This is a genomic window from Chitinophaga ginsengisoli, assembly GCF_003014595.1.
Taxonomy (GTDB): domain Bacteria; phylum Bacteroidota; class Bacteroidia; order Chitinophagales; family Chitinophagaceae; genus Chitinophaga; species Chitinophaga ginsengisoli.
In genome coordinates this window covers 1-10,981 of sequence record NZ_PYGK01000029.1, presented here as the reverse complement: position 1 = coordinate 10,981, position 10,981 = coordinate 1, and the positions used below count along the sequence as shown (strand labels likewise).

General features: G+C 36.7%; 8 protein-coding genes. 6 read left to right on the top strand and 2 right to left on the bottom strand.

Annotated elements, in window-relative coordinates; all coding sequences use genetic code 11:
* Positions 1-320: 320 nt before the first annotated feature.
* Positions 321-1,139 carry a hypothetical protein gene (locus tag CLV42_RS33315; RefSeq protein WP_106606278.1) on the top strand — a complete coding sequence of 273 codons (819 nt, stop codon included), beginning with the start codon at positions 321-323 and terminating at the stop codon, positions 1,137-1,139.
* Positions 1,140-1,529: 390 nt separating this feature from the next.
* On the opposite strand, the gene CLV42_RS33310 is transcribed toward CLV42_RS33315, so the two are convergent.
* Positions 1,530-2,654, bottom strand: a complete 1,125-nt coding sequence (locus CLV42_RS33310; protein WP_146154556.1) for a hypothetical protein — start codon at positions 2,652-2,654, stop codon at positions 1,530-1,532.
* Positions 2,655-2,664: 10 nt separating this feature from the next.
* The gene (locus CLV42_RS33305; protein ID WP_106606276.1) at positions 2,665-3,012 is read right to left on the bottom strand and encodes a hypothetical protein; all 348 of its coding nucleotides are present in this window, start codon (positions 3,010-3,012) and stop codon (positions 2,665-2,667) included.
* Between the two features lie 281 nt (positions 3,013-3,293).
* Between CLV42_RS33305 and CLV42_RS33300 the strand changes: the two genes are divergently transcribed.
* The 5 genes from CLV42_RS33300 to CLV42_RS33280 all read left to right on the top strand — a co-directional run bounded on the left by CLV42_RS33300 (position 3,294) and on the right by CLV42_RS33280 (position 10,316).
* Positions 3,294-4,550, top strand: a complete 1,257-nt coding sequence (locus CLV42_RS33300; protein ID WP_170117743.1) for an AAA family ATPase — start codon at positions 3,294-3,296, stop codon at positions 4,548-4,550.
* A 389-nt stretch (positions 4,551-4,939) separates the two neighbouring features.
* The gene (locus CLV42_RS33295) at positions 4,940-6,004 is read left to right on the top strand and encodes a Fic family protein (RefSeq protein WP_211303576.1); all 1,065 of its coding nucleotides are present in this window, start codon (positions 4,940-4,942) and stop codon (positions 6,002-6,004) included.
* Positions 6,005-6,115: 111 nt separating this feature from the next.
* Positions 6,116-9,094, top strand: coding sequence for a DEAD/DEAH box helicase (locus CLV42_RS33290; protein ID WP_211303575.1), 2,979 nt, complete (start codon positions 6,116-6,118; stop codon positions 9,092-9,094).
* A gap of 78 nt (positions 9,095-9,172) precedes the next feature.
* A complete protein-coding gene (locus CLV42_RS33285; protein WP_106606274.1) occupies positions 9,173-9,772 on the top strand; it encodes a hypothetical protein in 600 nt (199 codons plus the stop codon).
* Positions 9,773-9,797: 25 nt separating this feature from the next.
* Complete coding sequence (locus CLV42_RS33280) at positions 9,798-10,316, top strand: hypothetical protein (RefSeq protein WP_106606273.1); 519 nt, start codon at positions 9,798-9,800, stop codon at positions 10,314-10,316.
* Positions 10,317-10,981 lie beyond the last annotated feature (665 nt).

The following is a 10,981-nucleotide window of genomic DNA, read 5'->3' as shown; positions in this document are numbered from 1 at the left end:
TACTGATAATGTTTTACCTCTTGCCATGACTTAATTTACTAAGAATCATGGTTCCAAGATATTTTTTCGTCCTTTTTTTTACTAAAAATAAAGAGGGTGCCTCAATTACTTTTGAGACACCCTCTTTTTTAAACAAGTTTCGTGATTCTTTAATTCATTCATATTCAATCTATAATTGGTTCGATCTCTATCCTTTGTAGTCGTTCCCAAACTCCTTGTAGAAAGTGCCCCTACTCACTAACGCTGTTCCCCAAAAGATAATGCTTATTTCAGGAACAAATCTGCTATTTTGTCAACGCAAAGGCAAATAATTGATATTAATGGGAAGCCGCGTAAACTATGCTATTAAAAGTAAAGATGGACTTAGAATTTATCACGATCGATGGGGCGCCAGTCGTATTCCATATGATCTGTATCTCGGAGAAAATGCATTCTTAGAATATGTAAAGGAATGTACCATTACAGAACACTTAAGGGAACATGGATGGATGGAAGGATTTGTCATTGCTGATATTGAGAAGAAACTACTCGGATTTTGGTCTTGGGAACTCGAACATGAAACCTCAGTGGTACATTACTTCCTTGCTGCATTGAAGAAAAAATGGCCCGGTTGGCAATTAATGCACTTAGCCAACTACATGTACGATGCTGAGAAACTTATTGGGATTGACTACACTTCAGCTCAAATAATTCCAAAGTATACCTCTCCGACTACTGATGTGATGTTGAATGATGGAATCGACGATGGCTATCCATACGCACTATTCATTATCAGACAAAATGAAAGTATTTATGTCACTGAGACAATGACTATACAGTTGGAGCAAGTTATTTGTTACGGAGAGAAATCAATCAATATACTGCTGGAAAAGCCATCAATACCATTACCTATAGAAGGCGAAACGCGTTCATCATATCACATGGTCATTGATGCAGACAATAAGCTGCTGATCGTAAATGATAGCATATTTGGCATATGGGAAACAATGGCCCATAAATGGCCAGATTATAACCTGAAAATGGGCTGTATTGGCTATTTGGCAATGTTGAAAGAAGCGAACATACCCACTGCCGGTCTCGAAATGTCAGAAAAGAAAATCATAGTAGCTTTTACTGAGATGATTACCGTAAAACATTAGAGTAAATAATGTCCTGTGGAATATTAGTAGAAAAAAGTCTTATTTGATCCGAAAATCTATGGTAAGGCTGTGATTTAACGCCAGATTGCTTTGATTACTTATCATGGCCTCTGCGATTTAACTTACTAATAATCAAGAGCAATTGGTTCGTAAATTTACCACTACTGGGCACAAGAAACAGAAAATCCGCTCTAGTGGCGGATTTTCTGTTTCTTGCCAATTTGACATTCAGAATAACATATTAATAATCAAGCTGAAAAGGGTTCGATCAGTGCGGAAAGTTCTCATCTTCGAGATTTGAACAATTCGTTCAGGCGCCTCATCGTTGAAATCCTACCTATTAAATTTCGAAATTCCTAACTCTCAGTTTTGCAATTACTTACCTGTTTGTTAGGCTGTCGAACTAGTCAAAGCTTCCTCAAATAAATTTAGATTATGCCAGATTAAATCACTCTTGTTCATTTCATCCTTTGGACAAACATCGGCCTTCAGCGCGTGCTCATTTGTTAGGTGATACTTTCCCCCCTTTATCGCCTTAAGGATGGGTGCTGCAGTAACGATAGTTGGAATATGACCTGAACTTGACAGCGTAGTAGCTACTTTAATGGCATTAGCATGACCTGTCCCTACAATAATAACCTGAAAAGAACGACCTGCCAATTTTAAAGTTTGTATTAAATCATCGAGTTTAATTTTTACAGTATCCCAACTACGGGTTGACGTAAAATCTCTAGATACTATGTTTATACCAGTATTACTTTTAAGCCATTCTCCCCACTCCCTTATTTGTCGTCGGTCCCTATCCAGAGTATATAAATTGGGCACAGCACACAGCTCTGCTTCATTAATTTCCGTTAAAACACGATGATGCCTCATTAGCATTGAAACATTATGTAAGGCCGGAACAGGAGCCCCAGTTGTAGTTAATGAATTCAATGAATATGTAGGTGATGTGCAAATTGAAAACCCTAATGACGCAATTTTTTTTAAAAGAAATTTACGTTTTCCAGCCCAAAAGCTTTCCAGTTTTCTATCATTGCCATTCAATATAGCGACTAACTTGCAACTATCACTGACATTTAAAAACTCTCTTAATGATTTGGCATCATTAAAACGGTCTCTTAAGATAGCTCCTTCTTGGCGTGGAAACAGAAATAAGGATCGAATATCAACAGCAACCCACTCTGTAAATTTCTTTTCATGCCGAAAAACATGTGTGCTTTCGGGTATAAAAACTGGCAGTGAATGTTTTGTCTGAGAAAATTTCACTTCATTTAGTAATTGACCCTGGGCAAACTCTTCTTCAAATGATTTCACTTTTAAATTAGGACTATTACAATACACACCACGTTCCCGACAAAGGTATTGGCACTTATTACAGGCATATCTCAATGAGTCTCCCATTGGATACACGCAAAGACAAGGCGCAGTAGTACGACAACCGCCACAGGCAGCATAAGCCTCACAATTGGTTGCGCAATCATCGAAGAGTTGATGAGAGTAATCTGGTTTCATTGTAAGAAGGTTACTTTAACTCAATAGTCACAGAAAAAGGATTTTCCGCTACCTCAATTATAACCGCACAATACTCGTGGATGGGAAATAGTCTGTTGTTATAATAATTGGGCACTTCGCCCAGCCTTTGATTATTAAATAAACATACGTACCTGACAGACCTAAGTAAGATGCTTACTTCATTTCCTACTCTCACATTTTGGAAAACTTGCAGATCCAGCTTAACAAGCTTTATTGTATTAATCGATTGTTTACCATAACCACTTTCGCTATCTGTACTCTGATTTTCGCCACTACGAAGTAGTTGCTGGGGTTGGTTTTTTTTTCGGGGAGGGGTGTTGCTTTTTGTATTTCCCATTCTATCATAATTATGACAATTAAAGAAGAAAACGCTCATTCATTCTCAAACCTATCTATTAAGCAATTATCATCAAATTTATACACCTAGAACACATTTCCTGAATTCCATATGTCGATATTTGCAAATAACTGTATAATTTAACGGGTTGATTGAAAAAGTTTTGCACAGGTGTGGATAAAATACAAAAAATGCATAATTTACTACCCTGAAATAAAGCAATGTTAGTAAAGTTTTCTGTAGGTAATTATTTGTCTTTCAAGAACATAGCTATATTTGATATGTCCGCTGAAGCCTTAAAAGAGAAAAAGGGCTTCACTCATATACCGTTTTTACATAATCCTAAAATATCGCTTCTTAAATCTGCCGCTATTTATGGCCATAACTCCTTTGGCAAGAGTAATTTATTAAAAGCTTATGTTTCATTCCAGCAAACAATACTTAACTCCTTTACTATAGGCAATATTGCCTATGAGACGAGTATTGAACCATTTAGATTAAATACGACCACATTGAATAAGCCTAGCTTTTTCGAAGCGATTTTTATTATCAAACAAACGAAATACCGTTATGGCTTTGAAATTTATGAGAAAAAAGTAGTAAGTGAGTGGCTTTATTATACGGACGGAGTATCACGAGAGCATACACTCTATATTAGAGTTGGTCAAGATTATGGTGAAATAAGTAAGTTATGGTTGAAGAATACGGGAAATAAGGTTCATGAAGCTAAAGTTTTTACGAAATCTAATAACCTATTTCTTTCTACACTACTTTCGCAAGAAGGAATTCTCCGTATTGATGACATTGCCGGTTGGTTTAAAGGAAATTTAATCTTAAATGGCAACTATGGTCTAACTCCAAATAATAGTGCTGTTCAAATTTATTCTAATGAAGAGTACAGAAACATCATTCTAAAATTTTTAGATAATGCCGACTTAGGCTTCAAAAGTGTATTCGAGAAAGTATCACGGTATATAAACGAAAAAGGCTACCATACAGATTTAATTAATACTGTATTTGATACTAAACAAGCCAACTTCGATCTTTACACACAGCATAAGATATATGATGATAATTATAAGATCCAGCGAACAATTGAATTTGACTTGATCAAAAATGAGTCATCAGGGTCTATTAAGTATTTTATCTTAGCCTGTTATCTCGCTTACGCACTAAAAAGAGGGCAACTCATTTGGATTGATGAAATTGATGCAAGTTTGAGCACTCAGTTACTTACATTTCTACTTGAAATTTTTAATGATGATAAGAACAATGTCTGCGGTGGGCAACTAATATTTATTGCGCATAATACCGCATTATTAGATAATAAATTACGTCGAGATCAAATATGGCTTGTTGACAAAAATGAATTTGGTGAATCAACGTTACATAAAGGTCATACTCCCGAGACACCAATAAGAATAAATAAGTCAATTGAACAAGATTATAGAGAAGGTAAATTGGCTAGAGGAGTATCAAAAAAAGTGTCAAAAGACAATCTACCTTCCTTGTTTGACAATCTTCCTCCAACGGAATAGGCTAACATGTATGCCAACCTGCGGTCCTAATGCTTACAGTCCCTGTTCTAGGCACACAAAAATGTAAGCCCCGTTCCTCGAGCGGGCTTATTTATTCCTATTGTAGTAGATTAGGCGCAACTATTCTTATTAATTTACTGATAATCAATGTTACCTGGTTCGAAACACTCCGCTACTGGGCACATAAAAAGACAAAACCCGCTCTTAGAGCGGGTTTTGTCTTTTTATGACAATTCTCTTCTTTACATAAGAAATAGATTATCAATGCACTTAAGTTCGATTCTTGCTCTGCTATCGCCCTAAAATCATTTATTTTTCAATGTTTCCCATCCTCCTTTTTTGGGTATTTATGGGTAATTTTATGGGTAATTTGAATTATATGGGTATTTATGGGTAATTTTATGGGTATGGTAAATTCCGCTTCATTAATTATAAGCCCAGAAATTCTTTCACTTATAGCTGAAATTGATGAGTTTAAAGGAGCTTGGCGCGCTTTAGGTCAGCTTGCTCCCGAACAGCTATCTTCTCTTAAAAAGGTCGCTACTATCGAAAGTATTGGATCATCTACCCGTATTGAAGGAAGTAAGCTTACTGACAAACAAGTAGAAGAATTATTATCCAATCTTGAAATACAAAAGTTCACAACGAGAGATGAACAAGAGGTAGCAGGCTATTCTACCGTAATGAATTTGCTCTTCCAGAGTTATGCTGAAATCCCGTTGTCCGAAAACTATATTCAGCAATTGCATTCACTCTTATTAAAACATAGCGAAAAGGATTATTGGCACCGGGGTACTTATAAAAAATCGCCTAATCATGTAGAAGCATTTGACAGCACTGGTAAATCTCTCGGAGTTGTATTTGAAACAGCAAGCCCCTTCGAAACACCTATTCGCATGCAGGACTTAATAGAATGGGCAACACACGCGTATACTATTAAAGACCTACATCCTCTACTAATAACAGCTATGGTAATAGTCGAATTCCTTGCGATACATCCTTTCCAGGATGGAAACGGAAGGCTTTCCCGAATATTAACCACCTTTCTTCTATTAAAAGCAGGTTATCATTATGTGCCTTATAGTTCTCTTGAGTCTGTAATTGAACAAAGCAAAGAAGGCTATTATCTTGCTTTACGCCAAACTCAGGGAACATTAAAAAACGAAAGGCCTGACTGGCAACCATGGATTTTGTTTTTCCTTCGTGCTTTGCAACAACAAAAAAGGCGACTGGAGGTAAAAGTCGAAAAGGAAAACCTTCTGCTCATGCAATTACCAGAATTATCCCTTCAAATCCTACAATTTATTGAATCAAGAGGGAAAGCAACTATAGGTGATGTAGTCACTGTAACTAACGCAAACCGCAATACCATTAAAAAACATTTGGAGACACTGGTTAGTACAAAACGGCTTCAAAAGAATGGAATTGGAAAGGGGACTTGGTACACAATTTAACATGTACTTGATGGCTAAAATATCATGGGATGCAAATTTACCTTAAGCCTAATATGCAAAATTCTTCGATCGCTTTAAGATTCAAAACAAACAACCCAAATTAATATTGATGTGATTTCTGATGATAAAATAGCTCTTTTCCGTTCCCTCTTCAAAGGTCGCGAAGATGTCTTTGCATTATATTGGGAGAAGAGCGGTAAATCGGGCTATATGCCAGCCGTTCATTTTGACCCATATCGTTTCAAAGTGCATCAAATGAAAGGCGGAACAATGAGTGATTTTCCTGAGAAGACTTATCAAAATTTAACGAATGAGCAGATAAAGCAACATATACTTGGGACCCAGCTTATTGGTGTCTATCCGCTTCTAACTGATAATTCATCCTGGTTCATTGTGGCCGATTTTGATGAAGAGAACTGGAGTGACGATAGCCGGAAGTTTTTATCATATTGTCGGGAGAAAAATATCACCGCTTACCTTGAACGTTCCCGATCAGGAAATGGAGCACATGTCTGGATTTTCTTTGAGCAACCATACCCGGCAATAAAGAGCCGAAAAGTATTACTTTCATTATTGACAGAAGCTTGTATCATTTCAACATTCGATAAGAATTCTAGTTTCGACAGGCTCTTCCCCAACCAGGATAAACTTGCCGGAAAAGGATTCGGTAATCTGATCGCCCTCCCATTTTATAAGCCTGCTATGGATCGTGGCAATAGTTGTTTCATTGATCCACAAACGATGAATTCTTATCATGATCAGTGGCAATTTCTTACAACTGTACAGAGAGTACAAACTACTATCTTAGATTTGCTATATGAACAAACAGGCACTGGTACATTAGCTGTAAATGCTACAACTAATCAAGCCTTAACCATAATATTGAATAATGTTATCACTATAGGCAGAAGTAGATTGCCTATCATCCTGATTAATTATTTGAGAGAAGAGCTCAATTTCGCTAATACCGAATTTTTCATCCGTCAGAAATCAGGGAAAAGCACATTTGGAAGTAAACGTTATTTCAGGTTTATTGAGGAATCAGGTGATCACATTATTATTCCCCGTGGATTTGCCAGGCGGCTTCTTGATTTTTGTAAGGATAACAATATTCCATATCGATTGGAAGACCAACGTAAAAGGATGCCCGCTCAGCCCTTTTGTTTCGAGGCAAAATTACGGGACTATCAGCAGATAGGGGTTTCCGCAACTGAAAACAAGCATATAGGAGTTATTGTAGCCCCTCCTGGTTCGGGAAAAACTTTGATTGGGTTGAAGATAATTGCCACCAAACAACAGCCTGCTCTTATTGTTGTACACAGAAAGCAGCTAATGGACCAGTGGGCAGAACGTATTACCACTTTCCTCGGAATTCCTGCCCATGAAATAGGGAAAATCGGACAGGGAAAATATAAGCCAGGAAAGGTGGTAACTATAGCTACCATTCAGAGCCTGGCAAGAGTAATAACTGATAAATCTAATAAAGAGCTTACCAACTCATTCGGAACAATATTAATCGATGAATGTCACCATATTCCTGCTGAAACTTACCGAAATACGATACAGCAATTCAATAGTTTTTATCAATATGGGCTTACTGCTACTCCCTTCCGAAAATACGATGACGGTAAAATTATTTTCATTCATCTTGGGGAAGTTATTACAAAAATAGATAATCAGCAGGTCACAAATTCGCCTCAGGCAACTATAATAATACGAGAAACATCGCTGGATGTACCATTTAACCAGAAAACAGACCGATTTGAAACATTGTCTAAAATTCTGGTACATGATTCAACAAGAAACAATCTAATTCTTGAAGACGTAATTAAAGAACTCAGTAGTGGAAAGCGTGTCGTTGTGCTAACTGAACGTAAGGAACATATAGACTCATTGTACCAATATCTGAAACAATCATATGAAGCTGTTACACTAAGTGGAGATGATAGTATCGCCAGCCGTGATGCTAAATGGAAGCTGTTAAAATCAGGGAATTATCAGGTATTGATCACAACAGGCCAGTTTTTTGGGGAAGGAACGGATTTGGATAATGCAACCTGCCTGTTCCTGGTTTATCCTTTTTCATTTGAGGGAAAACTAATCCAGTATATTGGCAGAGTACAAAGATCTGAAATAGCACCAGTAATTTATGATTACCGGGATGTTAGGATTGATTACCTGAACAAGCTATTCTTAAAACGAAACACCTATTATAGGAAACTTATTCGACAGCGATCATTATTTGATGACCCTGTCGAAGAAATAGCCCCCGTAATTGTAAGTGACACAATTAAAATAGAGAAAGAAATTAGCATTCCTCTGGAAAACCTTGAGTTCAAATACGGCACGATAGGTTTTTCGTATATTTATAAGGAACCTAATGAGAAGCTTGAATTTGAAATCGCGCATGAAGAGGTTCGACCAGAATTTGAGGTACTAAAACCTTATTTCGTAAAAGCATTAAAAACTAAAAACATTAGTATTTCTATATACGCAGAACTGGAAAAAGGGGTGCTTGTTTCTCAAACTGCGGAATCGGAGGATATAAAGCGGATCAATAAAGAAATTATTGAGGGGGTGCGTTTTAAATTTATGACAAAAGCGATCCTTAATAAATCTTCTCTCCCTGAACAGAATTTATTGGATATAAATCAACTACAAGCGGGTCAAACAATTTACGAAACTAGTGAGGAATTAATTACCGACATATTAAAACAACCACGTTTTAAGCATCATCAACAACTTCGTTACCTTGCTGAAAGGCATGCCGGACACATTCTGAAGATCCGGTTTGTACTTCAGCCATTTTCTTTTGTGTTCCTAATAGAAGGGGAAGAAATGTATCATGTGATATTAGAAACACTGGATACTGAAGAAGCCAGCTATTTATGGTATTTTGAAAAGCAACGTCCGCTTTTGCCTTCCTATTTGAAAGAGTTAGACAAGCAACTGGATATTATCAGACAACAAGGGAGACAAATCTTTCTTACTGACCCACCAGCAAATTTTAGCAGGATTGTTCATGACTATAACAACGAACAGAAAGGGGTCATAACCTGGAAGTATATGTTGGAAGAACGTTTGATTTAGTTAATTATACTTCTTTCCATTTCTATTCACCGAATTATCATTCCCATAGCTATAAACATTATGAGTAAAAGTAAAAAGATGAGATACCTAAAGAACTTAGATACCCATTTTATTCTTGAAAACTATATATCACAGCTAAAGTTGATAATGGAACAACAATCTACAAGCCCTATACACAATTTCCTGGAGGAACTTATTCATCGTGAACGATCAATTGCCTATGAAATGATTGCCCGATTTGTTCCAATGGAAACAACTGGCGAGATTTTAGCATTTTTACAGGCATTTATTGCCGAAGAAAAAAAAGGAGACGACTACATGAACGAAGATGGGCAGGAAGCAGTAGAAAAAATTGCCTGGAGCCTTCTAGATAAAGGCAAGGAATTAATAAATAAAGATAACTACTTGGCTGCCGCAGAAATAGCGTTTGCCATAATTCTCGCCATTGAACCAGAACTATGCATGGTATATGATGAGGGATGGACCTACCAATATACAATAATTCAGTCCTTTGAATTGTTAAATGAGATCGGCAAAAAGCCATTAAATCCTGATGTGTTTGATCTATTGCTGCAAAAGGCCACAAAACATTTCAATAGTATTAGAGAAGAAGATAGGTATGTCGATGATAAATGGAAGGAATTAATGCTAACGTTCAAAAACGGCAATACCCATTAATCATAATAAACTGCAAAAATTACTGATGCAAGAAGAAAAAATTCAATCATTCAGTATCCATGCTAATACTATCATAGATTTTAACAGATTGCTGATCACAGGTTCGTGTTCTGATAGGGACGGCTTAGGAATAGAGGTTACGGAGCTACTATATAACCTATTAGCAAAATGGTCTGGATATAACCAAACTTTACAACAGTGGCTACATGCCGAATGGAAGGATTTGGGGAATATGCTTTTTATTCATGCATATAATGAACCTGCATCCATTATGCTTCAAATTGGCATCAACTGGGAAGGAATCTATTTGCAAATGACAATTGATGAGAAAGAGACGTTTGAAAATTGTCTGCCGGAAAATGTAAAATCACACCTTTTAGAAGTATCTCAATTAGGTAAATTCGAAATAAGTGATGATAATAATGATTTCCTGATAATGTGGCCGTATGAGAACTTTTCGGTAATTGATATTGCTTCTAATGGCAGTATTGCCTTCTCCCTGATGTATGCACTTTGCCTGGAACCAAACAAACTTGAAAATTAATGTCATGCCCACTAGATTCTATAATATCCCAAAAAGGATAGAACGGTTATTTGAAAAAAGTTTTAAAGACATATCCAAACGACTTGAGCACTTTTATATTACAAGTCATATCTGGAGGCAAACTTAAAATTCTCCCTTCACATTACTGGAATTGAAGATTTTGACTGGGAAGAATTTTACCTATTAGGTCCTGGAGGAAAAAAGGAATACGAAACATTAAAGAAAACTCGTCCGTCCTATACTGACATATTCAATATGACTAGTTTTGATCCTTATTATGATGAAGACTATGTACTATTTGCAAATAGTCACGAGGATTTCTGATAAAAAGCGGTTTAAACTACCCGTTGCAGATATGAAGGCCGCAGAAAAAACATCCCGGAATATCAGTTAATTGAAGATTATTCCGTTTGGTTCATTAATTATTAGAAAAGTGACCTTAACCAGGAATAGGCGGGCGAAAATTCCATTTAGTATCGTGTAAAAATGCAATTCAGAATTTCAAATTAACAATCATATAAAGTGAGTTTAAGTAGCTCGAGAACATAAAGTTTTAATAATCAGCATAATTTGGTTCCGGGTAGAGCGGATCGTTACCTCCCCGCTCCCCCACAGACCCGTACGAGCGGATTTCCCGCATACGGTTCCTCTGTCTACGGTTTCGC

Excerpts from the sequence above, each read along its gene's own strand:
- CLV42_RS33300 (WP_170117743.1), top strand. The coding sequence starts at position 3,294 with ATGTCCGCTGAAGCCTTAAAAGAGAAAAAGGGCTTCACTCATATACCG.
- CLV42_RS33285 (WP_106606274.1), top strand. The coding sequence starts at position 9,173 with ATGAGATACCTAAAGAACTTAGATACCCATTTTATTCTTGAAAACTAT.
- CLV42_RS33280 (WP_106606273.1), top strand. The coding sequence starts at position 9,798 with ATGCAAGAAGAAAAAATTCAATCATTCAGTATCCATGCTAATACTATC.
- CLV42_RS33295 (WP_211303576.1), top strand. The coding sequence starts at position 4,940 with ATGGGTAATTTTATGGGTATGGTAAATTCCGCTTCATTAATTATAAGC.
- CLV42_RS33310 (WP_146154556.1), bottom strand. The coding sequence starts at position 2,654 with ATGAAACCAGATTACTCTCATCAACTCTTCGATGATTGCGCAACCAAT.
- CLV42_RS33305 (WP_106606276.1), bottom strand. The coding sequence starts at position 3,012 with ATGGGAAATACAAAAAGCAACACCCCTCCCCGAAAAAAAAACCAACCC.
- CLV42_RS33315 (WP_106606278.1), top strand. The coding sequence starts at position 321 with ATGGGAAGCCGCGTAAACTATGCTATTAAAAGTAAAGATGGACTTAGA.